This is a genomic window from Mesorhizobium sp. M0960 (assembly GCF_040319055.1).
Classification (GTDB): Bacteria; Pseudomonadota; Alphaproteobacteria; order Rhizobiales; family Rhizobiaceae; genus Mesorhizobium.
The window spans coordinates 75,100-100,068 of sequence record NZ_JAMYNN010000020.1 but is presented as its reverse complement, the minus strand read 5'-3'; the positions used below and the strand labels follow the sequence as shown (position 1 = coordinate 100,068).

At 62.8% G+C, this 24,969-nt stretch carries 17 protein-coding genes and 6 pseudogenes; 14 read left to right on the top strand and 9 right to left on the bottom strand.

The window, feature by feature from the left end:
- Window positions 1–1,597 precede the first annotated feature (1,597 nt).
- The 9 genes and pseudogenes from NKH63_RS26585 (at window position 1,598) to fni (ending at window position 11,550) form a co-directional block, all read left to right on the top strand.
- Window positions 1,598–2,800, top strand: a complete 1,203-nt coding sequence (locus NKH63_RS26585) for a cytochrome P450 (RefSeq protein ID WP_352919404.1) — start codon at window positions 1,598–1,600, stop codon at window positions 2,798–2,800.
- A 94-nt stretch (window positions 2,801–2,894) separates the two neighbouring features.
- Window positions 2,895–4,184 (top strand): cytochrome P450, encoded by a 1,290-nt coding sequence (locus tag NKH63_RS26580; protein ID WP_352919401.1) that lies wholly within the window; start codon window positions 2,895–2,897, stop codon window positions 4,182–4,184.
- Window positions 4,168–4,311: pseudogene (locus tag NKH63_RS26575) on the top strand (ferredoxin); the annotation flags it as partial. The gene NKH63_RS26580 and the pseudogene NKH63_RS26575, both read left to right, overlap by 17 nt.
- Before the next feature lie 168 nt (window positions 4,312–4,479).
- Window positions 4,480–5,322 (top strand): SDR family oxidoreductase, encoded by an 843-nt coding sequence (locus tag NKH63_RS26570; protein WP_352919430.1) that lies wholly within the window; start codon window positions 4,480–4,482, stop codon window positions 5,320–5,322.
- Window positions 5,322–6,665, top strand: coding sequence for a cytochrome P450 (locus tag NKH63_RS26565; RefSeq protein ID WP_352919398.1), 1,344 nt, complete (start codon window positions 5,322–5,324; stop codon window positions 6,663–6,665). Before NKH63_RS26570 ends, NKH63_RS26565 begins: the two co-directional genes overlap by 1 nt.
- Before the next feature lie 154 nt (window positions 6,666–6,819).
- Complete coding sequence (locus NKH63_RS26560) at window positions 6,820–7,818, top strand: polyprenyl synthetase family protein (RefSeq protein WP_352777127.1); 999 nt, start codon at window positions 6,820–6,822, stop codon at window positions 7,816–7,818.
- Between the two features lie 148 nt (window positions 7,819–7,966).
- Entirely contained in the window at window positions 7,967–9,517 is a 1,551-nt protein-coding gene (locus NKH63_RS26555; RefSeq protein ID WP_352919395.1) for a hypothetical protein, read from the top strand.
- Window positions 9,514–10,416: a terpene synthase family protein gene (locus tag NKH63_RS26550; protein ID WP_352919393.1), complete on the top strand. Its 903-nt coding sequence runs from the start codon at window positions 9,514–9,516 to the stop codon at window positions 10,414–10,416. Before NKH63_RS26555 ends, NKH63_RS26550 begins: the two co-directional genes overlap by 4 nt.
- 69 nt (window positions 10,417–10,485) lie before the next feature.
- The gene (fni, locus tag NKH63_RS26545; protein WP_502896366.1) at window positions 10,486–11,550 is read left to right on the top strand and encodes a type 2 isopentenyl-diphosphate Delta-isomerase; all 1,065 of its coding nucleotides are present in this window, start codon (window positions 10,486–10,488) and stop codon (window positions 11,548–11,550) included.
- A gap of 322 nt (window positions 11,551–11,872) precedes the next feature.
- Here fni and NKH63_RS26540 read toward each other — a convergent pair.
- The 4 genes and pseudogenes from NKH63_RS26540 to NKH63_RS26525 form a co-directional block, all read right to left on the bottom strand.
- Window positions 11,873–12,363 (bottom strand): annotated as a pseudogene (locus tag NKH63_RS26540) (helix-turn-helix domain-containing protein); the annotation flags it as partial.
- Window positions 12,364–12,581: 218 nt separating this feature from the next.
- Window positions 12,582–14,396, bottom strand: coding sequence for a hypothetical protein (locus NKH63_RS26535; protein ID WP_352919388.1), 1,815 nt, complete (start codon window positions 14,394–14,396; stop codon window positions 12,582–12,584).
- 544 nt (window positions 14,397–14,940) lie between these two features.
- Window positions 14,941–15,048 (bottom strand): annotated as a pseudogene (locus NKH63_RS26530) (excalibur calcium-binding domain-containing protein); the annotation flags it as partial.
- A 76-nt stretch (window positions 15,049–15,124) separates the two neighbouring features.
- Window positions 15,125–15,676 carry a thermonuclease family protein gene (locus NKH63_RS26525; protein ID WP_352919386.1) on the bottom strand — a complete coding sequence of 184 codons (552 nt, stop codon included), beginning with the start codon at window positions 15,674–15,676 and terminating at the stop codon, window positions 15,125–15,127.
- 116 nt (window positions 15,677–15,792) lie between these two features.
- On the opposite strand from NKH63_RS26525, the pseudogene NKH63_RS26520 reads away from it, so the two are divergent.
- Together NKH63_RS26520 and NKH63_RS26515 are read left to right on the top strand one after the other, a co-directional pair.
- Window positions 15,793–16,053: pseudogene (locus NKH63_RS26520) on the top strand (KTSC domain-containing protein); the annotation flags it as partial.
- Window positions 16,036–16,356, top strand: a pseudogene (locus NKH63_RS26515) (hypothetical protein). The pseudogenes NKH63_RS26520 and NKH63_RS26515, both read left to right, overlap by 18 nt.
- A 13-nt stretch (window positions 16,357–16,369) precedes the next feature.
- Here NKH63_RS26515 and NKH63_RS26510 read toward each other — a convergent pair.
- From NKH63_RS26510 to NKH63_RS26500, 3 genes are all read right to left on the bottom strand, one after another.
- Window positions 16,370–16,543: a hypothetical protein gene (locus NKH63_RS26510; RefSeq protein WP_352919383.1), complete on the bottom strand. Its 174-nt coding sequence runs from the start codon at window positions 16,541–16,543 to the stop codon at window positions 16,370–16,372.
- 57 nt (window positions 16,544–16,600) lie between these two features.
- A complete protein-coding gene (locus tag NKH63_RS26505) occupies window positions 16,601–17,395 on the bottom strand; it encodes a deaminase (protein WP_352919382.1) in 795 nt (264 codons plus the stop codon).
- A 62-nt stretch (window positions 17,396–17,457) separates the two neighbouring features.
- Window positions 17,458–17,802: a hypothetical protein gene (locus NKH63_RS26500; protein WP_352919379.1), complete on the bottom strand. Its 345-nt coding sequence runs from the start codon at window positions 17,800–17,802 to the stop codon at window positions 17,458–17,460.
- 1,848 nt (window positions 17,803–19,650) lie between these two features.
- Here NKH63_RS26500 and NKH63_RS26495 point away from each other — a divergent pair.
- Window positions 19,651–19,848 carry a hypothetical protein gene (locus NKH63_RS26495; RefSeq protein ID WP_352919377.1) on the top strand — a complete coding sequence of 66 codons (198 nt, stop codon included), beginning with the start codon at window positions 19,651–19,653 and terminating at the stop codon, window positions 19,846–19,848.
- Window positions 19,838–21,910 carry a recombinase family protein gene (locus tag NKH63_RS26490; RefSeq protein ID WP_352919374.1) on the top strand — a complete coding sequence of 691 codons (2,073 nt, stop codon included), beginning with the start codon at window positions 19,838–19,840 and terminating at the stop codon, window positions 21,908–21,910. The genes NKH63_RS26495 and NKH63_RS26490 overlap by 11 nt, the downstream gene beginning before the upstream one ends.
- 23 nt (window positions 21,911–21,933) lie before the next feature.
- Here the strand turns inward: NKH63_RS26490 and NKH63_RS26485 are convergent.
- A pseudogene (locus NKH63_RS26485) lies at window positions 21,934–22,948 on the bottom strand (IS3 family transposase); the annotation flags it as partial.
- Between NKH63_RS26485 and NKH63_RS26480 the strand changes: the two are divergent.
- Window positions 22,895–23,449, top strand: a complete 555-nt coding sequence (locus NKH63_RS26480) for an FRG domain-containing protein (RefSeq protein ID WP_352919372.1) — start codon at window positions 22,895–22,897, stop codon at window positions 23,447–23,449. The pseudogene NKH63_RS26485 and the gene NKH63_RS26480 overlap by 54 nt on opposite strands.
- 634 nt (window positions 23,450–24,083) lie before the next feature.
- Here the strand turns inward: NKH63_RS26480 and NKH63_RS26475 are convergent.
- Complete coding sequence (locus NKH63_RS26475) at window positions 24,084–24,881, bottom strand: hypothetical protein (RefSeq protein ID WP_352919369.1); 798 nt, start codon at window positions 24,879–24,881, stop codon at window positions 24,084–24,086.
- Window positions 24,882–24,969 lie beyond the last annotated feature (88 nt).

Below are 24,969 nucleotides of genomic sequence, written 5' to 3'. Positions count from 1 at the left end.
TGGCGCAATACCGAGCAAAGGCTCGTATGCCCGGCACGGAATGAGGACCTCGCGGCTCGCAACCTCCTTTTTCCCTCCCGACGTATGGGAACGTCTTGGCGGCTGGTCTTGTCACCCGAACGCAATCGATCTGAGCGAGCTGGACACCGTCGAGCCGCTTGGTTCCCACGGCTATGGCGCCGGAAGCGGGATCGGTCACTCGCGATCGTGCGTTTGGAAAAGGGATAGCGGCCGGAAGTAGCCAATATCGCAAGCATGTGGGGGCCTGAAATGTCACTTCACGCAGACTCGGGTCACTGGACTGGTTCAGCGTGTTGTCGATATGTGGCAGTGACCCGCCGGCCTTGGCTTGGGTGACCCTTTGACGGGGCTCTTGGGCACTCACATGCTGAACAGAACCGGTAAACGGCATTTGCGCGAGCGGCCCGTGTTGGCGTGCCGGCATCGGACCAGCCATGCGCAAAGCGGCCACCGAGAACGGCCTTCCGGAGGAGACGATGTCCCGATGTTCAGCGGGAACGGGCATCGTCTCCTCAGGCCACTGTCTAGAGCTTCGCGCGTCGGGCATGGTGCAAGTCGCTTTCATCGTGATTTTGATGGTGCTCTAACCAGGAGCAGCAAGCGGCGTGCCATTTCAAATAGAGGTGCTGTTGGACCGCCCCCTTCTTCTCGGAGGCCGTGTGTTAGAAGATCGGGCGCGCGCTATACCGCCTCGTCACACAGGCAACAACGATGCTGTATGGTGCGGATATTCGGCGCTTCAGCCCCGGCTGGGCAAAGAAGAACCGGAAGCCGAGCCGATGCACTACCTCAGGCTGGCGGGCACTCCAGTCATTGCGTAGCGTGTGCCGCTAGCGTTCATGGGTGCGCAGGCCCGGCTATCGCGAACACGCGCCTGTCGCAGCAACATGAGCGCGCGCTCTTGGGCAAGCGCCCTGGCGCCGTGAGGATCGAATTCCCAATCGTGTCTGTTTGCCGCCCTCTTATGTTCGAAACTGGACCAGAATGTCGCAAGCCCGACCTAAAGCTCGCCCGAGGCGTTCTGTCCGACACTGTTCCGTCGCCTTTGTTGGCCCGCGACACCGGCCTATTTCGCCTAGCTCTTCTCTGGCCTCACGCTAGGCCGCTGAGAAGCTGCCACAATTTTTTTCTGCTGCGGCCAAATTGGCACGAGATTTGAAGCACCTTCGTTGCGGGCCGGGAGCCGCCGACCGACTTTCATTTCGTGGATGACACGAATGGAACGAAGAAAGAAAAGCAAAATGTCAAATCCGCGTCGAATAGCGTCTATGGGCAAGGGGTCCTCGGCGAAACCGCCCTTACCCAACAGTTCGCCGCCCTTGTCGACCCTTGCGCAGGAAATCTTGGCCGGCGGCGGCTCAAAGGCCCACCACACCGACTTTGTCCTGACCTCGAAGGTGCAGGATAACGTTCTGCATCTCGCCGCGCGATGTGCCTAGACAGGTACGCGTTAGCCGATCTTGATAATCGGGTCTGCCTTCGGACGACGTCGTCTACATGCCGTCTTAGGTCTTCGCTGCCGCAGCGCCCGGCGGTCACCTTCCGCCCTTCCATCGCTATAGAGTGAAGTGCCACCATGCCCGAACAACCTTTGCCGACGCTGCCGATGTGGCGCGTCGATCACATTGAGCCCTCGCCCGAGATGTTGGCGCAACGCGCCAACGGTCCGATCCACCGCGTGCGCTTCCCGTCCGGGCACGAAGGCTGGTGGGTGACAGGCTACGATGAAGCCAAGGCGGTGCTGTCCGACGCGGCGTTCCGGCCCTCGGGAATGCCGCCGGCGGCATTCACCCCGGATTCGGTGATTCTCGGATCGCCGGGGTGGTTGGTCTCGCACGAGGGGGGCGAGCATGCCCGGTTACGCACGATCGTGGCGCCGGCCTTCAGCAACCGCAGGGTGAAGCTGCTCGCGCAGCAGGTCGAGGTGATCGCCGCGCAGTTGTTCGAGACACTGGCGGCCCAGCCCCAGCCCGCCGACCTGCGGCGCCACCTCTCCTTTCCACTTCCGGCCATGGTCATCAGCGCGCTGATGGGCGTGCTCTACCAGGATCACGCCTTTTTCACCGGGCTGTCCGACGAGGTGATGACGCACCAGCATGAAAGCGGCCCGCGCAGCGCGTCGCGCTTGGCCTGGGAAGAACTGCGCGCCTACATTCGCGGCAAGATGCGGGACAAGCGCCAGGATCCTGGCGACAACCTGCTGACGGATCTGCTCGCGGCGGTCGACCAGGGCAAGGCGACCGAGGAAGAGGCGATCGGCCTGGCGACGGGCATGCTGGTGGCGGGGCACGAGAGCACCGTCGCGCAGATCGAATTCGGCCTGCTGGCCATGTTCCGCCATCCGCAACAGCGCGAACGCCTGGTCGGCGATCCATCCCTGGTGGACAAGGCGGTGGAGGAAATCCTGCGCATGTACCCGCCGGGCGCGGGCTGGGACGGCATCATGCGCTATCCGAGGACCGACGTGACCATCGCGGGCGTGGATATTCCCGCGGAGAGCAAGGTGCTTGTCGGCCTGCCGGCGACGTCGTTCGATGCGCGCCATTTCGACGACCCGGAAATCTTCGACATCGGACGCGACGAAAACCCGCACCTGGCGTTCTCCCATGGGCCGCACTACTGCATCGGCGCGGCGCTGGCCAGGCTGGAACTCAAGGTGGTGTTCGGTTCGATCTTCCAGCGCTTTCCCGCGCTGCGCCTGGCCGTGGCGCCCGAAGAACTGAAGTTGCGCAAGGAGATCATCACTGGCGGGTTCGAGGAGTTCCCGGTGCTCTGGTGATGCGCCGACGCCGCCGGGAATCGCGATCTTCTCCGCAATTTGCCGGCGCGCCTGGCGCGCGCCGGTCAGATCAGCCAGCCAACAGGTAACCAAGATGGACGTGCAAGAAACCACGGCAGCATGCCGGGACGCCTTCGCCGAACTGGCGTCGCCAGCGTGCATCCACGACCCGTATCCGTTCATGCGGTGGTTGCGCGAGCACGATCCGGTGCATCGCGCGGCGTCGGGCCTCTTTCTGTTGAGCCGCCACGCCGACATCTACTGGGCGCTCAAGGCCACGGGCGATGCTTTTCGGGGACCGGCGCCGGGCGAACTCGCGCGCTATTTCCCGCGTGCGGCGACCAGCCTGTCACTCAATCTGCTGGCGTCCACGCTAGCGATGAAGGAACCACCGACGCATACGCGTCTGCGCCGGCTGATCTCGCGCGATTTCACCATGGGCCAGATCGACAACCTGAGGCCGACCATCGCTCGCATCGTCGCAGCGCGCCTGGACGGCATGGCGCCCGCGCTGGAGCGCGGGGAGGCGGTGGACCTGCATCGGGAATTCGCGCTGGCCTTGCCCATGCTGGTTTTCGGCGAACTGTTCGGCATGCCCCAGGAACACATGTTGGGGCTCGTCGCCGGCATCAGCGCCATTCTGGAAGGCCTGAGCCCGCACGCCAGCGATCCCCAGCTCGCCGCGGCGGACGCGGCCAGCGCCAGGGTGCAGGCCTACTTCGGCGACCTCATACAGCGCAAGCGCACCGATTCCCGCCACGACATCGTGTCAATGCTGGTCGGCGCACACGACGACGATGCCGAGACGCTGTCGGATGCGGAATTGATCAGCATGCTCTGGGGCATGCTGCTGGGCGGCTTCGCCACCACTGCCGCGGCCATCGGCCATGCGGTCCTGGCGATGCTGGCGTATCCCGAACAGCGGCACTGGCTGAAGGGAGATGCCGTGGGGGTGAAGGCTTTCGTCGAAGAAGCCCTGCGCTACGACGCGCCCGCCATGTTCAGCTCCATTCCGCGTATCGCCCAGCGCGACATCGAACTGGGCGGCGTGGTGATCCCGAAGAACGCGGACGTGCGTGTGCTGATCGCGGCCGGCAATCGCGACCCGGACGCCTTCGCCGATCCCGATCGCTTCGATCCCGTGCGGTTCTACGGCACCAGTCCTGGCATGTCGATCGACGGGAAGATCATGCTGACCTTCGGCCACGGCATCCACTTCTGCCTTGGTGCGCAACTGGCCCGGGTGCAGTTGGCCGAAAGCCTGCCGCGGATCCAGGCGCGCTTCCCCACGCTGGCATTGGCCGAGCAGCCGACCCGGGAGCCCTCCGCGTTCCTTAGGACGTTCCGCGCGCTGCCGGTGCGGCTGCATGGGCAGGAGGCCTGAGATGCGCGTCCTGGTCGATCAGGATCTGTGCGGAACTACCGGGCAGTGCGTGCTGACGCTGCCGGGCACCTTTCGCCAGCGCGAACCGGACGGCGTGGCCGAAGTGTGCGTGGCGACGGTCCCGCAGGCGCTGCACGCCGCCGTGCGGCTTGCGGCCAACCAGTGCCCGGTCGGCGCCATTCGGGTCATCGAAAGCGACGCTGGCCATGACGAGCGCGCCGGCGCCGACCCTGCGCCCTCTCCGGCGGATGCCGAGCGGCATGCCGCGAAAGACCAATGCAATTCAGGAGACACGATGGGACGGTTTGAAGGCAAGGTGGCCGTGGTGACCGGCGCCGGCGCCGGCATCGGCAAGGCATGCGCTCTCGCCATCGCGCGCGGGGGCGCCAGAGTGGTGGTGGCCGACATTGATGGCTCGGCGGCCATCGCCTGCACCGCGCAGATCGCGGCCGAAGCAGGCCACGCGCTGCCCTTAGCCATGGATATCGCCGATGAGCAGGCGGTGGCAGCGCTGTTCGAGACGGCGGAGCGGCACTTCGGGGGGGTCGACCTGCTGGTGAACAATGCGAGCGCCATGCATCTGACCCCGCGCGACCGCGCGATCCTCGACCTGGACCTGGCAGTCTGGGACCAGACCATGGCGACCAATCTGCGCGGCACGCTGCTCTGCTGCCGGCAGGCCATCCCACGGATGATCGCCCGCGGCGGTGGCGCGATCGTCAACATGTCGTCGTGCCAGGGGCTCAGCGGTGACACGGCGCAGACGTCCTACGCCGCGTCGAAGGCGGCGATGAACATGCTCTCGGCTTCGCTCGCCACCCAATACGGTCATGCGCAGATCCGCTGCAACGCCGTTGCGCCGGGTCTCGTCATGACCGAGCGTCTCCTCGCCAAGCTGGACGAGTGCATGCAACGGCATCTGCGCCGGCACCAGCTCCTGCAGCGCGTCGGCCGCCCCGAGGACGTGGCCGCGCTCGTGGCGTTCCTGCTCTCCGACGATGCTGCGTTCATCACCGGCCAGGTCGTGTGCATCGACGGCGGCATGCTGGCGCATGTGCCGACATACGCCGACGGTGGCAACAGCTGCGCCGCGCCCCCTGCCGGCGATACCGAATCGGCGGCGGCGGCGCGCTGCTGATGGACATGCTGCTCAACCCACTCAACCGTCGGCACCGGCTGCGATGCGACATCCCGGTCATGCCTGGCGCTTTCCCCCTGGTCGGGCATCTTCCCGCCATTGTCTGCGACCTGCCGCGCCTGCTGCAGCGCGCAGAACGGACGCTGGGCAGCCACTTCTGGCTGGATTTCGGCCCTGCCGGACATCTGATGACCTGTGTGGATCCGGACGCGTTCTCACTGCTCAAGCACAAGGACGTGTCCTCGGCGCTGATCGAAGAGATCGCGCCCGAATTGCTTGGCGGAACGTTGGTTGCCCTGGACGGCGGCGCGCACCGGCAGGCGCGCGATGCCATCAAGGCAGCGTTCCTGCCCAAGGGGCTGACCCAGGCCGGGATCGGCGACCTGTTCGCGCCCGTCATCCGGGCGCGGGTGCAGGCATGGCGCGCCCGCGGCGAGGTAACCATCCTGCGCGAAACCGGCGACCTGATGCTCAAGCTCATCTTCAGCCTCATGGGAATCCCCGCGCAGGACCTGCCGGGATGGCATCGCAAATACCGGCAACTGCTGCAGTTGATCGTCGCGCCCCCGGTCGACCTGCCCGGACTGCCCTTGCGGCGAGGCCGCGCCGCCCGCGACTGGATCGACGCGCAGTTGCGCCAGTTCGTCCGCGACGCGCGCGCGCATGCCGCGCGCACCGGGTTGATCAACGACATGGTGAGCGCCTTCGACCGCAGCGACGATGCGCTTTCCGATGACGTCCTGGTCGCCAATATCCGCTTGCTGCTGCTTGCCGGTCACGACACCACTGCCTCGACGATGGCCTGGATAGTGATCGAGCTGGCGCGGCAGCCTGTGCTGTGGGACGCCCTAGTCGAGGAGGCGCAACGCGTGGGCGCGGTGCCGACCCGGCACGCGGACCTGGCGGAGTGTCCGGTCGCCGAGGCGCTGTTCCGCGAGACGCTGCGCCTGCATCCGGCGACCACGCTCCTGCCGCGTCGCGTCCTGCAGGAATTGCAACTCGGCCAACGACGCATTCCCGCGGGCACCCATCTGTGCATCCCGCTGCTGCATTTCTCGACCTCGGCGCTGCTGCACGAGGAGCCTGATCAGTTCCGCCTGGCGCGGTGGCTGCAACGCACGGAGCCGATCCGGCCGGTGGACATGCTGCAGTTCGGTACCGGCCCACACGTCTGCATCGGCTACCACCTGGTATGGCTGGAAATGGTGCAGTTCTGCATCGCCTTGGCGCTGATCATGCACAAGGCCGGGGTGCGGCCGCGGTTGCTGAGCGGCGTCGAAAAAGGCCGGCGGTATTACCCGACCGCACATCCGTCCATGGCAATCCGCATAGGCTTCTCATGAGCTGGCATCGCATGCCCCGTGTGGCGAGGCAGCGGCGCCGGCGAGGCGCGGCATTGCTGCACTCAGCGCACGCGCTCGGTGCGACGCCGGCAACACCGCTGCGGCTTGGCGCTCGCTGTGGTCATCTCGTGTCAGGTACAAGGACATGAAAAACATGCAGACCGGTTCCACGCTATACGACGACCGAACTGGCGTTTCCGCGCTCCGCGGATTGGGCGCGCAGGCGCGCGGCGCATCCGGCAGGCTGCTGCCGGAGATCTGGATGCAGGACGGCGCAAAGCGGGTCGAACAGGCGCTGGCGCGTCTTCTCTGCGCCGAAGACGACGGTGAGACCGAGCTGATGGCGGCGATGCGCTACGCCACCTTGCATGGCGGGAAGCGCACCCGCGCCTTGCTCTGTCTGGCTGCCGGCGCACTGGCCGACACGCCGGCGCACATGCTCGACGACGTCGGCGCCGCCATCGAGATGATGCACGCCTGTACCCTGGTCCACGACGACCTGCCCGCGATGGACGACGACGTGCTTCGCCGCGGCCTTCCGACCGTGCACGTCAAGTTCGGCGAAGCCACTGCGATCCTGGTCGGCGATGCGCTGCAGGCGCACGCCTTCCTGACCCTGGCGAGCCTGGATGCGCCGGGCGACAACCGTATCGCGCTCGTGCGCGAACTGGCGCAGGCCGTGTCCGCCGAGGGTGCCGCAGGCGGGCAGGCCATGGATCTGTCGCTGGTCGGAAAGCACGCCGAGCTGGACAGGATCGTGGCGATGCACCGGATGAAGAGCGGAGCGCTAGTGCGCGCGTCCGTTCGCATGGGCGCGCTATGCTCCATCGCGGAGGATGCCGCGCACGCTGCGCTGTACTGTGCGCTCGATCGGTACACCGCCTGTTTCGGCCTGGCGTTGCAGGTGGTCGACGACATTCTCGACGCGACAGCGGATACCGCGACGCTGGGCAAGACCCCCGGCAAGGACGCGGCGGCGCAGAAGCCGACCTGCGCGTCGATCATGGGGCTGCAGGCAGCGCGCCAGTTCGCGCTGGATTTGTTGCGCGACGCCGGGGAAGCCATCGCCCCGTTGGGGCCGCGTGCGGAACGGTTGGCGCAGATACTGCAGCGGGCCAACGGGTATCTGTTCAAGCACGCGCCATGCGCATGAGCGCGCCCGTCCGCATGGAGTCGCCCCTGTGCCGCTGCGATCGGCCGGCGGCAGCGGTGCATGCTGCACTGTGTCCGAGTCCGCGGCGATGTGCGCGGCGTCTGCCGATCCTGGTTCTCGTCAACCGTCTGCAGAAGGAACATCCTGCGTGAACGCGCTGTCCGAACAGATCCTTTCCGAATTGCGCCACCTGCTGAGCGAGATGAGCGACGGCGGGAGCGTCGGTCCGTCCGTCTACGACACGGCGCGAGCTCTGCAGTTCCACGGCAACGTCACTGGTCGGCAGGACGCATACGCGTGGCTCATCGCGCAGCAACAGGCCGATGGCGGATGGGGAAGTGCGGACTTCCCGCTGTTCCGCCATGCGCCCACGTGGGCGGCGTTGCTGGCATTGCAGCGTGCCGATCCTCTTCCCGGCGCTGCCGACGCAGTCCAGGCTGCAACCCGGTTCCTCGAGCGCCAGCCCGATCCCTACGCGCATGCGGTGCCGGAAGACGCGCCGATCGGCGCGGAGCTGATCCTGCCGCAGTTGTGCGGCGAGGCCGCATCCTTGCTGGGCGGCGTGGCGTTTCCGCACCACCCGGCGCTGTTGCCGTTGCGGCAAGCGTGCCTGCTCAAGCTGGGGGAGGTGGCGACGTTGCCGAGCGGCCATCCGTTGCTGCACTCCTGGGAAGCCTGGGGGACATCGCCGACCACCGCATGCCCGGATGACGACGGCAGCATCGGCATCAGTCCGGCGGCCACTGCCGCGTGGCGTGCGCACGCCGTGACACAGGGAAGCACGCCGCAGGTCGGGCGCGCCGACGCGTATCTGCAGGCGGCATCGCGGGCGACGCGCAGCGGCATCGAAGGTGTCGTTCCCAACGTCTGGCCGATCAATGTGTTCGAGCCGTGCTGGTCGCTGTACACCTTGCATCTGGCCGGGCTGTTCGCGCATCCCGCGCTCGCCGAGGCGGTGCAAGTGATCGTCGCGCAGCTCGACGCCCGCCTGGGCGTGCGCGGTCTGGGCCCGGCCTTGCACTTCGCGGCCGATGCGGACGATACCGCCGTTGCGATGTGCGTCCTGCGCCTTGCAGGCGGCGACCCGGCGGTCGGTGCGTTGCGCCATTTCGAAATCGGCGAGCTGTTCGTCACCTTCCCCGGCGAGCGCAATGCCTCGGTGTCGACCAACATCCATGCCCTGCATGCGTTGCGAATGTTGGGAAAGCCCGCCGCCGGCACCAGCGCCTACGTCGAGGCCAATCGCAATCCGCACGGTCTATGGGACAACGAAAAATGGCACGTTTCGTGGCTGTATCCCACCGCGCATGCGGTCGCTGCGCTGGCGCAAGGCAAGCCCCAGTGGCGCGACGAGCGCGCGCTGGCGGCGCTGCTGCAGGCGCAGCGCGACGACGGCGGCTGGGGCGCCGGTCGCGCGTCCACATTCGAGGAAACCGCCTATGCGCTGTTCGCGTTGCACGTGATGGACGGGAGCGAAGAGCCGACAGGGCGCCGGCGCATCGCGCAGGCGGTGGCGCGTGCGCTGGAGTGGATGCTCGCCCGCCATGCGGCGCGTGCATTGCCGCAGACGCCGCTGTGGATCGGCAAGGAACTGTATTGCCCCACCCGGGTGGTGCGCGTGGCCGAACTCGCCGGGTTGTGGCTGGCGCTTCGTTGGGGGCGGCGCGTCCTGGCCGAGGGAGCAGGGGCGGCGCCATGATCCAGACCGAACGCGCGCTGCAGCAGGTGCTGGAGTGGGGGCGTTCCCTGACCGGGTTCGCCAACGGGCATGCCGTGGAAGCGGTCAGGGGCGGCCAGTACATCCTGCAGCGGATCCTACCGAGCCTGCGCCACACCAGCGCCCGCACCGGCCGCGATCCGCAGGACGAAACGCTGATCGTGGCGTTCTATCGCGAACTGGCGCTGCTGTTCTGGCTCGACGATTGCAACGACCTTGGCCTGATCGCGCCGGAGCAGCTCGCCGCGGTGGAGCAGGCGCTGGGGCAGGGCGTGCCGTGCGCGCTCCCCGGATTCGAGGGCTGCGCTGTGCTGCGCGCTTCGCTGGCCGCGCTCGCCTACGATCGTCGCGACTATGCTCAGCTTCTCGACGATACGCGGTGCTACTGCGCGGCGCTGCGCGCCGGACACGCGCAGGCGGCAGGGGCGGAACGCTGGTCCTACGCCGAGTACCTGCACAACGGCATCGATTCGATCGCCTACACGAACGTCTTCTGTTGCCTGTCGTTGCTGTGGGGGCTGGACATGGCGACCTTGCGCGCGCGTCCGGCGTTTCGCCAGGTCCTGCGGCTCATCTCCGCGATAGGGCGCCTGCAGAACGATCTGCATGGACGCGACAAGGACAGGTCGGCCGGCGAGGCCGACAACGCGGCAATCCTGCTGCTGCAGCGCTATCCGGCTATGCCTGTGGAGGAGTTCCTCAACGACGAGCTGGCCGGCCATATGCGCATGCTGCACCGGATGATGGCGGAAGAACGCTTTCCCGCGCCGTGGGGACTGTTGATCGAGGCCATGGCGGCCATCCGCGCGCAGTACTACCAGACCTCGACCAGCCGCTACCGCAGCGACGCTGCGGGTGGAGGCCAGCGTGCGCCGGCCTGAACGCACGGGAGGGGCGGCGTGCGCGCGCTGCCGTCGGTCCGATCCGACGCAACGCCGTCGCCCGATGCGATGGATGGAGCGAGCATGAGCGACACTGCCCTGAGCCGGCGCAAGGACGACCATCTGGACATCGTGCTGGATCGGCGAACGGCGTCGGCCACGGTCGCCGCCGGCTGGGAGTACATCCGTTTCGAACACTGCGCATTGCCCGAGTTGGACCTGACGCAGATCGACCTGCGCGCCTCGCTGCTGGGCAAGACCATGCGCGCGCCGCTGCTGATCAGCTCCATGACCGGCGGCATGCCACGCGCCGAGGCCATCAACCGGCATCTGAGCGAGGCAGCGCAAGCCTTGGGGATCGCCATGTGCGTCGGTTCGCAGCGCGTGAGCCTGCAATCCCGCAACTCCCAGGGGCTGACGCGCGCGCTGCGCCGCCTGGCCCCAGACATTCCCTTGCTGGCCAATATCGGTGCCGCGCAACTGTGCGAGGCCCACGGCCTGGACCTGGCGCGCCGGGCGGTGGATGCGCTGGAGGCCGATGGACTCATCGTCCATCTCAATCCGCTGCAGGAAGCGGTACAACCGGAGGGCGACCGCGACTGGCGCGGCGTCCTGGCGCAGATCGCTCGCGCCGCGCGCAGCGTGGGCGTGCCGATCGTGGCCAAGGAAGTGGGGTCGGGCCTGTCCGCTTCGGTGGCCTGTGCGCTCGTCGACGCGGGCGTGGCGGTGATCGATGTCGCCGGCGCCGGCGGCACCAGTTGGGCCGCGGTGGAGGGCGAGCGCGCCCGCGATGCCGCCGACCGTGCAGTGGCGATGGCGTTCGCCGATTGGGGGATTCCGACCCCGGCCAGCGTGCAGGCGGTACGTCGGGCGCTGCCAAGAGTGAAGCTGATCGCGTCGGGCGGGATCCGCGACGGCGTCGACGTGGCCAAGGCCATCCGCCTGGGCGCGGACATCGCCGGGCAGGCGGCTGGCGTGCTGTGCGCGGCTACGGTATCCACCGAGGCGGTTGTCGCGCATTTCGAGATCGTCATTCGCCAGTTGACCGTCGCCTGCTTCTGCACCGGCTCGGCTGATCTGGCGGCGTTGCGTCAGGCGCGCTTGTTGCCCTCGGCACATCTGCCCGCCGGTTGATCCCGGCATCGCCCGCACGTGGCGGCGGGCGCCTAGTCTTACTGAGTCAGAAAATCGCGGATGCGGAGGGATTCGCGCCGGTCGCGGAAGTGATCAGGGAAGCGCCCCACCATGCCCGACTGACAGCCGAGAGTGAAGCCGCATTTGACGCCTAAGTCGATTGCTCTGATCGGTCACGCCGACCGAGCTGAGCCCCTGAAGGGGTCGGAACAAGGTGCGCCGGGAGACCGGCAGGGAGTAGAGGAACGATATCGCGGCCAGACCGGCAGGCCGTGTCCCATCCCCATTTGCCGGCGACGCTTCGCCTGCTTGCTGGTCGGTCGCCGCGCGACTTGCCCTTTTGCGGATCGCCGGCGATGCGATGGCCGACTTGGCTGAAGCGGCCGAGCTTCTTGATGTCGATATGGATCATCTCGCTGGGATGCGCGCGCTCGTAGCGCCGGACTGGTCGGCCGGCTCGACATCGCTCAGCCGCGACAGCCCGGCGCGCTTGAGAACCCGGCTGACGGTGGCGGGCGAGACGCCGACCTTCATGGCGATGTGACTGCCGGTCCAACGCTGCCGCCGCAGCGCCACGATACGCTCGGCGATCGACGTGGCGGTGGTCTGTGGCATATGGCAGGTCGCGAGGAACGATCGACCATGCCGGCCCGCCCTTCGGCCTTGTAGCGCTCGACCCAGCGCGCCACGATCTTGGCCGACACGTCGTAGACGCGCGCCGCATGGCTTGGGAAAGACGCCCCTCAATGACCGACAGCGCCATCTCTCCTCTCGACGCAGCGGCGTGAGACGGGCATTCTTGTGGATGTTCATTCGGACCCTCCGGTGAGTGCTGCAGCGTGATAACTCCAGTCTCCTCGGTCCGGTCCGAATGGACAACCCTCTGAAAGCTCACACCTAGGCCCTCCGAAGGCAGGGTCACAGGTTCGAATTCCTGTCGGGTTCGCCAACGAAAGCAATGGCTTAGTTAAATTGGTCGCCGCCGGCTCACACTTGCGTCCCACATAGGCACCGATTGGATAGTTACCGTCCTAAAGGCTGGCAGAAGTTTTATATCGCCATGACCACGCCCCGTCGTTAATTCGGCCATCTAGAGTCTGGTCGACAACGTTCTTTGCCTCTAGGCTCAGCAACAGGGATCGAGAGCCCTCATCCAAGGTTAGCTCTCTTGTGGTGCCGCTCTCATCCCGCCACATTGCGACGGTGGAGTTCGGTGGGTACTTGCCGGCCCTAGTGCTTCGGTCCATCAGTCCGAGAGATGTAACCGTAAGCACCGATGTGCCGGGGTCGTCCGCAAGTGTCGCAGCATAGCGCGCCGGCCATCTGAAACGCGTCTGGGGACCGTCCATTAAAATTGCGAATAGCAAATTCGGGCCAATTGCCCTGAGGATGTCGTGGCAAGGATCGCTCCGGGCCAAGTCCTCACATATCATTGTAGTGAAAACAGACGTCTGTCTGAAATGGAAGAAATGAATTTCTCTTTGCGCAATTCGATGGCTTTCCCACCAGGCTGCACTTTCGTCAAGTATGCCCTGAAGATTATAGTCGAGTATTTGATCTCCGGATAGGCGCCATCTATGATGCTTTCTTCTGCTTGTAAGAAGATACCGATTTTCTTTTTCGCTTAAGGCGTCAAGCCTGTTATTCTTCCAAATCGCCGTCAACACGAAGTTTCCTTCTTCTGTGTCGCAGTTTGTACTACTTCCTGTGATGGCGAACTCGAGTTCGGGCGCTATTTGTTTTATTCTGTCGCAGATCTTGTTAAACACTGGTTCGGTTAGAGCGTACTCTGGAAATATCACTCCATTGAGATATTCAGTGCCGAGCTGCTTCTTTGCCTTTTGTACCTCCTGCGCGACCATCTCTATGAGGGCCGATTGATCGACCAACCAGTCTTGAGCGATCTCGAAATTCCCCCAGCGCGGTCGCCTGTCGTCATGCGGCAGCGCCGTGCTCTTGGTGCGAAACCAGTTATCTTCTATCACGAAAGGCAAAGGAATAATGAGAATGTCTAGGGCGTCCGCATCCTCTTGTAGGGTCGAATTTATAGGCTGATGCCAGTGGCAACGGACGTTGCCCACATGCGGGATGTAGGCGAGGTTTCTTGTCAGATTTCGCATATTACAGCCGACCGCAGAGATCCTGTTTTTGGGCTGAACACACGCGACGTCTGGATCGCTGTCACGTCCAAACGTCATCAGTTGTCGCTTAGCTCTATAGGCGCCCTCATCAGTCAGCCTTCGCAGACCCACGAAGGGCTTTGCGAAAAGCTGCTGAAAGGCGTCGATGAGCCACCGGGGCTTGCGCGGATCCGGCGGCGATCCGAGCCCGACGCATGCCTGATCGGCGATAATTAGAAGCTCAATTGCTGCCTTCCACCATTTCGGAACATTCTTTCGATTGCTTTTTTGGGTGTGGAACGACGCCCGGATTGGCTGCGACCAACCAGCAATGACTACGTCCCATAGATCGTACACGAAATCAGGAATGTCGTCGTTCTCCGACCAAGTCGTGCCTGCGCGCTCACATTTGGCCCGGTCTTCCAAGCTTAGTGTGAAACACATTGGCCTGTCACCCAATTGTGGAATGACATCGGGGTCGGGATCAAAATAAGGCAGCAGTCCTGAAATGTGAACAATGTGAGCTGCAGTCGCGAAAAGGTCCGTTGGCCAAATGGGAGGATCAATCCAAGGTTCGTAATCGGCCAGATCATCATCCGTTTCTTGAATTTCTTCTGTCGCGTCGCCGACATCTTCCACTGGGAGATCGGACAGTGGCAGAGTCCCCATCGGCATGATGCTCATCACCGTGTCGCCAACGGTATGCCGTAAACTTTCGTCGATCATTCGATGGATGCCCCCTTATTTTCCCCGCGCGAATTTCTACTTGTTGATGCTGGCTTTGCAAGCCGAGACTTCCAGGCTCGTTTGCTCGCCTGTTGACAAGCCGGGTGTGGGGGTGCATTGGAACCGCCCGAAGTCCGGCCCGTTGTAGTGAATGCGGTTCGAACTCGTTAGGCTCCTGTTAAGCCGTTTCGACCATCTTGACCCTGCCTCGGCGAGGGTGTCTTATGTGCTGCGCAGCATGCTTCGGGGAGCGGGCAGAAGGATGAGCACATGTCGTCAATGATTTCGAAGGAACTTCGGGGAGAGGTCTTGGCTGAGGCCAGGCGCAAGAATGCAGGTACCGTAGCGTCGGTGCAGGGCATGTATCGTAAGCGTCTTGAGAAGTCTGAGAAGCGAGGCCACATATCTCGCGGTCGCAAGGATGCTCTGGCCCGCCAGTTCGAAGTCCGGATCTCGAAGGAATTTGCGCTTTAGAGGCTTTCGTTCGATTTTGCGTGAAAGGCGGCCAACGCCGCCTTTTTTTGTGTGCTAGTGTGTACCCGTCCTAGCACAGAGTTTCGCAGGCTACTCCGTCGCCATCACGATCCAGATTGCCACCCCACGAGCAGTTGCTGAGATACCGTTGGGCCTCGTCGCAGGAGCCAATTTGCGAGCATTTCCGCCGCGGTTGACAGGAATAGCTCTGCGCGCGACCTGTCTGTTGATGAACCCAAGAGGCTGGCTGGTTGTCATCCGAACACCGCCGTCCCTATGCCCCGCGCGCCATTGCCAAGGCGCCTGAAACGTTCCGGCCCACAGTCCACCTTCGCTGCTTCTGCCTTCGGCCGCTGCGCTGCATAGGCGCCGCGGCTGTAGCTAGGCCAATCAAGAGCCTGGCCGTTCTCCACCAGCCACGAGGCAACGCTTCTGCCGTCGGCCCGCGAGCAGTCGGCAACAAAGCGGCCGTAGCGGTCCCAAGCGACGAAAGTGCACCGGAGCGGCCTCGAGGCTGCCAGGAAGGCGTCAAGGGCGCCGGCGGACTTCGCACCGCACTGGTAGCGGAAGCCCTTGGCGTCATCGCACCGTTGCGCGACCTCCGGGGCGTCGATTCCACTGAAACGGATACGCTGGCCGCGGATTTCGATCGTGTCGCCGTCGATCACGGAAGCAACACCCGCTATAGGCGCCGGAGCCGGGCCGACCCATTTCGACACGGCTTCTTGGAAACCGTCGGTGTGCTGCAGGAAGTACTGTGTCGCCAGTGCGGCCACTGCCGCGATGGTCACATACACCAGCCGCATCGGCACGCCCGAGAGCCGTCGCGCACGATACCGCCTTAAGCCAGCGCGCTTCCGCCACCGGCCAGACCGATTGTTATGTCGAGATTTGTCCAAGTCCCCCGCTCCCCTCGGGAACAATGCGATCTTTGCTCCGGAGAGTCCAGTGGGCCTTCACAGTTGCGCGGACAGTTGGCGTGACAAGGGCGTTCGGCTTCGTAGTCACGAAGCCCATTGACCTCGTAGTCCCTGGGACCTCCTGGACCTTGCGCATCCCCGCCGTCATGCCATCCACCTCGATACGCAAAACGGAATACGATCTGGATCGCAGAATCCTTTCGGTGTGGTTCGTCGCCAGCGGCAAACGATACGAATTTGAAGATGTGCCGCCGGAGACCTTTGCCGAGTTCCGAGGCCCGGTCGTTGCTGCCGGCCTCGCTGGGGGCGTCCTGCGCGCTCTGTCGCGCCACCGCTACAAGATACGCGCATGGTGGCGTCGCCGATCTGCGGCGCCCTGGCGGCTGCCCTAGCTGACGCTGCCGGTAGTGAATTACTTCCGCGCCACAGGGTTGCCGATTCCGGCGACCGACGACGACACAACGACGCTCGCCGCGGCGTTCCTGATCGGGGTGTCGGCAATGTGGATCTCGGACATCCTGTTCGAATTCATCGTGCGGAAGTTCAGACCGGCGGCGGAGGAGTGAATCGGCCGCTGGGTCACTGGGCCGCAATATTTTCTGTATCTGCTGTCGTCTTGTCGATTTCATCCGACTCGGACTGCTCTGATTTGACCACTATACCTAGCTCCTCAGCCACTGCTATTAGGGAGGAGTATATAGCGGACTCTTCATCGTAAATGTACGACGGGCCTTTAGCTTCGAGCAAAGGCATAGGCTCTCCTTTGTACCATTCAGCAACTTTCCCATCAGCAGAGCGTCTCGAACCTTTTTAAAATATGCCTCGATACCTGCGGGGCGAAATACCCACGAAATGCTCAAATAAAACGCGTCCTTCATTCTTTTCATCAAGGACGGCAGAGTCCTCGTGAAACTCCAGGGCCTTACTTTTTGGGTACGGTTCGATGAACACAACCCGCTTTAAACCTGATGCAATTATGTGCTTCGCGCAGTTGTGGCATGGAAAGGTTGTGACAAAGATGGTCGCGCCGCCTGTTGGCCGACCCAAGCGCGCCGCATCGCAGAGTGCCGTCATCTCGGCATGGGTCATTCTCCCGAATTCCGTGATATCGGAAATCGAGGCTGCCTTAATTCGCTTCCGGACGGCCGAGTCGGCATAAAGCGCTTCGGCTGTTGCGCCATCCTTCAAAACGGATGCCTCCTCCAAAGTTCGAAGGAAGTTGAAAATAATTCGGTTCTTTTCGGTTCGATTTACGTCGACCCCATCATCATAGTCCCTATGGGGATCATCGTCTTCGGTCCAATAGGTGCCGCCACCAAATTTCGGCACCTCGTTGCAGCCCAACGCAATAATTTCCCCTTTGGAAGAAAACACTGCCGCCCCGACCTGGCGTGCAAGGTCCAGCGAACGAAGAGATGCGGAGGCAGCCATGTATGCCCCATACTCATCTTTGTTTGGGCTGATCGAGTTTTTTCCAAAAAAAACCTGAACAAAACGGTCGATGGTTCGAGAGATACTCTCTTCGTTTCGCCCATGAATAAAGGTATCTCCCATATGGAACACCTCTTCAATCCGTTGCCCATGCACGTCGGAACGCTCGTACATATCTGTCTCAACGAGAGTTTCGGCCGCTTCAGCACAACTGCTTGGGCTCAGATTAGGATTGCTTAGCGCGATGGTCCGCTCCAGATTCTTGCGCCTTTCCTTCTCATGAGGTGCACCGAAATCTGAATGAACTTGCGTCCGTAAACCTTCTCGAGCAGCAATATCTCCTCGGCTCTTTTCAACTGTCGCAGGATGTAAGCGCTCTCTTCGACAGGTAGTCGCTGAGGTTGAGCAGAAGGGTGATCGGGTCCCCAGTGGACAGAACGCAACCCTCGGATGTCATTTATGGCAAGAGCGGCCAAAGCAGCATCGTTGGCGCATTTTAAACGCACCGCATTTGCGTATTGGATTCGTGATTGATAGTGGCTCACTGGATCGCCGCCGTCGGCGACTTCACCCCCGTCCACAGCTATATCCTCATGAGACCAGTCAGTCTTATGACCTGCGGACGATATCCTACCGAAACCAACGCTTCTTCAAGTTTGCGCGTGACGATGTTCATGTCGACCCCAATGGGCCCCACCAACCCGAAGACCAATTCTGGCCAGTCGGTGGAGTCGCGGACTTCCGCGTCGGATACAATCATCACTTTTCCCCCCGAGCCCAACAAATCGCTTGTTCGTAGGACCGGAAGGATTCATTAATCGGAATCGCGGAGGAATCAATTATGGCTGAGAGTTTTAAAGGAGCGTCGGTGGCACACGGTACAGTGAAGCAGCACTCGAGTGAGCTCCAAAATAGTCTTCGGTTGGTTGCAAAATCGCTGAGCAGCCGCCCGCAGGAGCTTCGCGGCCCTTTTGTAATTCGTTCTGTATCCAGCGCGCTGCCAAAGACGAAATGAGTTCGTGATATCGACCAGCCCGCCGCATCCAAGTTGCGGCGGGTTTTTGCGTGGCGATGAACTAGGAACGCTACTCCGATCGTTGATGGTTTTTGATCGAGCCGCGGTCGTGCCAGGCAAGCTGTCGAAACATTCCAACTGCCGGTTGGTAGACGCAGCCGCCTATGAGCATAGGTTCTACGATCACGTGCAGGGCACACCACCCCGCCCACACCCCCGTGCCTGGTGAACGACTGATCGCCCGCCGTGCCGAAAGGTGCGGCGGGCGGTTCCCGATCGCCGGGTTTTGTCGGCGCTCAGACCAGAGGCACGTCGCAGCGCGAGCGCAGTTTCTACCTAGTGGAAGTCAATCTTTTTTGACGACTGCGAGGTGTGTCTTTGGAGACTGATGAGCGCAGGCGTGTCGATCTTCGACGCTATGCGCCTAGCGAGTTCCCGCAATTCGAAAAAGCCGTCAATACTCATTAGGCTCAACGGTTGGCCTGACGAAGTGTCCCACCGCAAAGGTGCTTTGTCTTGCCTGTACGAAGATCCGTTCATCTCGCAAATGGCATCGTAAATCGCCTGTGCGATCGACATTTCGGCAAGGATACGCTCTGCATCTTTTTGGCTATTCACGAAAAGTTCCCCCAAATCCGCGCTCCCCTTAGCCGGTTTCATTAGAAGCCGCTAGATTACCCGGATGTGACACCTCGGATAAAATCGATTGATATGGCGGAGGGAGCACGCCGGGCTTTTTGTCTGGCCGTATGTCCGCGATGAAAAATCGACGTTTTTGTTGCTGCAGCCCGGCGCCCGCCGGCTCGAGTTCATTTCGCCGATGGAGCCAAAGCTGGTCGCCAAGCCGCCCGGTGGCGAGTGACCTTGCCCCCAGTTTCTATCCAGTTTTGAGTTCGTTTCCGGCGTGGGTTGTGCCCTGCTGGGCGGGTGAAGCGACGGGCGCTGGCGCGGAGCCTTTGGCATCGCGCAGCGCGAGCGACCGTCGCAGATTGAAGGTGGTGGCGAACTCGGCCGGTGTCTGCCAGGCGATTTGGGAATGCGGCCGGGCGGTGTTGTACAACACGACGAGAGAACGCCCACGGGACCGAGGAACGCAAGTTTCTTTATCCATGGCATCCCTGGGCCGGGCGTTGTGTTCACGTTCATGAGGTGATCGAGAAGGCTGACCGGGAGGTTTTCCGCTGCAGTCTCTCTGGCCACGCCTCCGATCGGTGGCTGGAGGTTCCGGCCTGGATGTTTGATCGCGCGGTCTGCACCGCGTGGCGCATTGCCGCTGCCCCACATGTCGATCCCAGAACGCTTGGCGTCTTGGTGACACTGCTGCAGGACGCGACGGCCAATTCCCACACCCCATCGCAATTGGAGGATTCGGGCGCAGCATCGGATCCTCACGACGCGAATCGGGGAGAGGTCCATGCCGCGCCAGCCCACGACATATCAGTTCGATCTGTTCTCCAACCCGCACGATGCGGAGACCGCGCAGATGCCACCATGGCAGGCGCTGCCGGAAGAGACGCGCCTGACGCTGACAAAGCTGTTGGTGCGCCTGATCCTCGACCACGTCGACGGCGAGCGCGCCGTTCCACGGCAGGAGGCACGCCATGATGCATGAGAAGATCCGGCCCCACCATCTGGAGCGAAAGGCGATCCTTTATGTGCGGCAGTCCTCGGCCCATCAGGTTCTGCACAATCGTGAGAGCAGCGCCCTGCAGTATGCGATGCGCGATCGCCTGGTCGCGCTCGGCTGGTCTTGCATCGAGACGGTCGATGACGATCTCGGCCGCTCTGCTGCTGGCGGTGTCGCGCGAGCGGGCTTCGATCGGATGGTCGCAGCAGTCTGTCTCGGCAAGGTTGGGGCGGTTGCGGCGCGGGAGGTATCGCGCTTCGCCCGCAACAGCCGCGACTGGCAGCAGCTCATCGAGATGTGCCGCGTCGTCGATACCGTGCTGATCGACCAGGAGACGGTCTACGCACCGCGCCAGGGCAATGACCGGCTGCTGCTGGGATTGAAGGGCAGTCTCAACGAGTATGAGCTCGATCTTCTGCGTCAGCGCTCCTTGTCGGCCCGCTATGAGAAGGCCCGGCGCGGTGAACTCGTCGTCGCTTCCCCGGTCGGCTTCGTGAAGGTCGGCGACCGGCTGGAGAAGGATCCCGACCGTCGCATGCAGGAGGCCATCACCCTTGTGTTTGACAAGGTGGCGGAACTCGGCAGTGCCCGCCAGGCCCTGCTCTGGTTCCTCGAACATGGGCTGGATTTGCCTGCCAAGCGCAACAATGGCGATGTGGTCTGGCGCAGGCCAAGCTATGCGACCATCCACCGAATGATCGAGAACCCGATCTACGGCGGCGCCTACGCCTATGGTAAGACTCGTGCTGCGTCGGGATATGATGCAACAGCCATTCGTTCGCGCAGCCGCCGTAAGGCGCGTGATGAATGGCTGGCGCTGATCCCGGGTGCACACGAAGGCTACGTCAGCTGGGAAAGGGCGGAAGCGATCCGCAAGATGGTGAGCGACAACGTGCCCACGAGCCGGCATCACGGGGCGCCCAAGCATGGCGACGCTCTGCTCGCCGGCCTTGTCCGCTGCCGGCGCTGCGGCCGCAAGCTGACGGTCCACTACACGGGAACCAAGCACAACATTCCGCGCTATTCCTGCTGGCGTGGTCTGCTTGACAATGGCGAGCCGCGTTGCATCGCCTTCGGTGGACTACGCGTCGACGACGCCATCGAGGAAGCTCTTCTGCGGGTTGTCGAGCCGGCAGCGATAGCCGCGGCCGTCGAGGCCGAAGCGCAAGCGGCCAGTCGCCGCGATCAGGTCCGCGATGCTCTGATGCGCGATCGCGAGGCGGCACGCTACAACGCCGATCGGGCGTTCCGGCAATACGACGCCATCGATCCGCAGAACCGGCTGGTCGCGGCGGAACTGGAGTTGCGATGGAACCGGGCGCTTACGCGTGTCGGCGAGATCGAGAGCAGGATTGCCGCGCATGATGCCTCGACATCGGAGCCATCACTTCTGTCGCCAATACACGTCACCGCGCTCGCCGCCGATCTCAAGGCTGTATGGGCGGCGCCGACGACGGATGCAAGGCTCAAGAAGCGCATCGTTCGCACCGTCATCCGGGAGGTGGTCGCCGATATCGATGACGAAGCGTCAGAGATCGTTCTTCTGATCCATTGGGTTGGCGGCGTCCATACTGAACTGCGCCTGCCGAAGCGGCGCCGTGGACAGCGCAACAGCACGTCCGGCGATATCATCGCGGCCGTCCGCCAACTGGTGCTCATCGCCAATGATGATCTGATTGCTGGCATCCTCAACCGCAATGGACTGGTGACCGGTCACGGCAATCGATGGACACGCGAACGGGTCACCGCGCACAGGTCGCATCATAAGATCCCTGTCTTCCGGCCAGCGGCGGACGGCAAAGAGCCATGGCTTAACCTGAACAAGGCGGCGCGCCTTCTCGGCGTTGCACCGAAGACCCTCAGGCTCGCCGCCGAGGCGGGCGAGATCGAAGGCGTTCATCCTCTGCCGGATGGTCCATGGGTCTTCAGCCGATCAACGCTTGGCGAACCTGCGGCACAGCGCATCGTTCATCGCGCGCGGCAAAACCCAAAATACCCCACGGGATCGCATCCAGATCAGCAAAACCTATTCACTTCAACGACATAGACAGATGGGTGTTATGAAACAGGATTGTAGTCGGCGCGCCACAGGGCGATGGCGACGCGTGCCTGAGCCAGCGAAGTAAACAGCGTCTCGTTGAGCAGTTCATCGCGCAGTCGGCCGTTGAAGCTCTCGATGAAACCATTCTGCATCGGCTTGTCGGGCGCAATGTAATGCCATTCGACGCGGTTCTGATCCGCCCAGGAGAGGATGGCGTTCGAGGTGAACTCGCTGCCATTGTCGCTGACGATCATTCTCGGCCGGCCGCGCTCGGTGATGAGCCGGTCCAATTCGCGGGCAACCCGCATGCCCGAGAGAGACGTATCAATGATGAGTGCCAGGCACTCTCTCGTGCAGTCGTCGACGACGGCCAGGATGCGGAAGCGGCGCCCGTCTGTGAGCTGGTCCGATACGAAGTCGAGCGACCAGCGCTCGTCGGGCCTCAGCGGCACCACCATCGGCGCCCTGGTCCCGATCGCCCGTTTGCGGCCGCCACGGCGGCGAACGGCGAGCTTCTCCTCCCGATAGAGCCGGAACAGCTTCTTGCGGTTCACGACCAAGCCCTCCCGCCTCAGCATCACGAGAAGACGCCGGTAGCCGAACCGGCGACGCTCCTGCGCGATCGCCTTCATCCGCTCGCGAAGCTCGCGGTCGTCCGGCCTGCTGGTCTCGTAGCCAACCGTCATGCGGCAACAGCCGATGGCTTTACACGCCCGCCGTTCGCTCATCCCGAAGCCTTCCTTCAGGCGAGCGACAGCTTTCCGCTTGGCCGCGGGCGTCACCATTTCTTTCCCACAAGATCCTTCAACGCGGCATTGTCGAGCATGGCGTCGGCCAGAAGCCGCTTCAGCCGCGTGTTCTCGTCCTCCAGAGCCTTCAGTCGCCGAGCCTCGGAGACATCCATCCCGCCGAAGCGGGCCTTCCAGTTGTAAATCGAGGCGTCGCTGACCCCAGCTTGCGGCACAGATCGGCAACCGATACCCCGGCCTCATGTTCCTTCAACATTCCGATGATCTGCTCTTCAGAGAAGCGGCTACGTTTCATGTCCTGGTCCTCTCGATGGGCCAGAACGAACTTCAAACCGCATTAGATCAGAGGGGCAAGGTCAGTGGCAACCGCGATTTCGTCTTCCGAGGACACCAGGACGAAGATTGGGAGATCGAAACGACTTACGCCCGCTTTACAACGACACCCCATAGCGCTTGGGATTCTTCAATTGACGAGATGTTGTCGCACTTTCTCGCAAATACTTTGACGATCGGATCGGTTCCATTCTCGGTGTCCAATCGTCGCTCCCGACTAGAGTACGCGCGGCACCACGGCGTTCCTACACCCGTAGTAGATTACTCGTATTCGCCTTATGTCGCGCTCTATTTTGCGTTTGGCGGACTACAGTATCGCCACGGGTCAGTTCCAAAAAACGCTTCGATCTATGCACTAGATCTAAGTCGCCTGGGCATCCATTGGCGTCGCGCGTCGGCAAGGAAAAGAGGAATTTGGTGTGGCCTACGATGCGTTCATGCGAGAAAGGCCCCAGTTCTTTGACCATGGGTTTCCGGCTGGTACTCTGAAGTTCGTGTCAGTTTGCGCCCAGCTGGAACACCCGGATGCTAAGCCAACTGGGTTGCTTTATCTATGACACTCTGGACTACGGCGGTATCGGCGTTGGCCATAAAGGATTTGAGAGCTGGGTCGACAGCCTTGACGAGCCTCTTTCACCCGACGGAGTTAAGGAGCCTACCTTGATCAAGTTCGTCATCCCTCACGCAGAGGCACGCAACGTCTTCGCTCGTCTCGAGATAATGAACATCACTGGCACCAAACTGCTCGATCAGGAAGGGCGCGCTTCAGACGTAAGGAATTCGTACGATTACGTCAGAAAGACAGGCATCCCATGGACTTGGCGATCGATCCCGCCAAGGGATAAGGCGATCGTAAGATGTCGAAACCATCCACCAATGCCGTTTTGCCCGCATTTTTACTGAACCGTTTCAAATACGCGCCCGTTGAGTGCTGTACTCGCCAACAGGGAGAGAAATCATGGAAATAGTTCTAGCCGTTGTTGCATTCTGATTTGCGTCGGCCTGGCGAACATCGTCTTCTCGCTGTTTGGAGACGCGAGAGAAGATGCCCGGAGCCGCCCACGCCTAAAGCCTATCGAGAAGCGAAACGCGCAGCATCAACGCGCGCCGCGCGGATCCTGAAGCGTCTGCCCAATTTCGAAGAGCGTCCGTAGCCCGGCCTCCGGATAGCTGACAGTCGGCCGCCGATCGCGTGCCGCACGAGTCCTTTGCACAGCATCTGGTCCCGTCAGGATATCGGCCAAATCGCCAAGATTACCGCGCAATTGCGCTCGCTTCGCTGCGGCGCCAGCTTGCGTCACAAAGCTGGTGCCGAGCGACTTGGTTAGGTCGATAACCGCCCCCAAAGGTGATCTCGAGCCCAAGTCGCCATGTATCAACTGGTTTGCCGCCGTGGCGCTGCCCGGAGCGTCGCGGCGCATCGTTGCTTGCAAGACGTCCAGCAATTCCGGCATGGCTGCAGCGGCTTGTCCGCCTGGCAAACTGCGCAACACTGCATCGAGCACTTCACGTCGCTGATCATTCCCGGCGACGCTCTTGTGGAACTTTGCGCCAACCGATTCGCGGCTACCGCTTTGCGTTTCCATCTGCGCTGCCGAATACCGATCGGCAAGGTTCTGGCGCACGAGCGCAGCCGTCGTCTCAGGGTCTTGCCGGGTGAGACGCTGCACGGCGTCTGCGGCCTCCGGCGCCGAGCCCGCAAGCGGGTTCTGCGGCAAAATGGCGTTGCCGGCCCCAACTGTGTCCTGGGCCGTGGCCACGCGCCCGACCGGTCCCTGCACGAGCGGGTTCAACTCGTGCGGCGCAGCCGCTCCTGTTCTGCCAGCGCCTGTTCGAGCGCGCGAAAAACCGGGTGAGCGACTGCGGTTAGCTGGAAAGTTTTCCTCGTAGCGCAACGTCGTCTCCCCGTTGTACGATTCAGGGAGACTCGCGATCCAGGTCTGAGCACAGCGTTTGCGAGCATTTATGACGACCGAGCGTGAG

Excerpts from the sequence above, each read along its gene's own strand:
- NKH63_RS26585 (WP_352919404.1), top strand. The coding sequence starts at position 1,598 with ATGCCCGAACAACCTTTGCCGACGCTGCCGATGTGGCGCGTCGATCAC.
- NKH63_RS26580 (WP_352919401.1), top strand. The coding sequence starts at position 2,895 with ATGGACGTGCAAGAAACCACGGCAGCATGCCGGGACGCCTTCGCCGAA.
- NKH63_RS26570 (WP_352919430.1), top strand. The coding sequence starts at position 4,480 with ATGGGACGGTTTGAAGGCAAGGTGGCCGTGGTGACCGGCGCCGGCGCC.
- NKH63_RS26565 (WP_352919398.1), top strand. The coding sequence starts at position 5,322 with ATGGACATGCTGCTCAACCCACTCAACCGTCGGCACCGGCTGCGATGC.
- NKH63_RS26560 (WP_352777127.1), top strand. The coding sequence starts at position 6,820 with ATGCAGACCGGTTCCACGCTATACGACGACCGAACTGGCGTTTCCGCG.
- NKH63_RS26550 (WP_352919393.1), top strand. The coding sequence starts at position 9,514 with ATGATCCAGACCGAACGCGCGCTGCAGCAGGTGCTGGAGTGGGGGCGT.
- fni (WP_502896366.1), top strand. The coding sequence starts at position 10,486 with ATGGATGGAGCGAGCATGAGCGACACTGCCCTGAGCCGGCGCAAGGAC.
- NKH63_RS26535 (WP_352919388.1), bottom strand. The coding sequence starts at position 14,396 with ATGATCGACGAAAGTTTACGGCATACCGTTGGCGACACGGTGATGAGC.
- NKH63_RS26525 (WP_352919386.1), bottom strand. The coding sequence starts at position 15,676 with ATGCGGCTGGTGTATGTGACCATCGCGGCAGTGGCCGCACTGGCGACA.
- NKH63_RS26510 (WP_352919383.1), bottom strand. The coding sequence starts at position 16,543 with ATGCCTTTGCTCGAAGCTAAAGGCCCGTCGTACATTTACGATGAAGAG.
- NKH63_RS26505 (WP_352919382.1), bottom strand. The coding sequence starts at position 17,395 with ATGTACGAGCGTTCCGACGTGCATGGGCAACGGATTGAAGAGGTGTTC.
- NKH63_RS26495 (WP_352919377.1), top strand. The coding sequence starts at position 19,651 with ATGCCGCGCCAGCCCACGACATATCAGTTCGATCTGTTCTCCAACCCG.
- NKH63_RS26490 (WP_352919374.1), top strand. The coding sequence starts at position 19,838 with ATGATGCATGAGAAGATCCGGCCCCACCATCTGGAGCGAAAGGCGATC.
- NKH63_RS26480 (WP_352919372.1), top strand. The coding sequence starts at position 22,895 with ATGTTCCTTCAACATTCCGATGATCTGCTCTTCAGAGAAGCGGCTACG.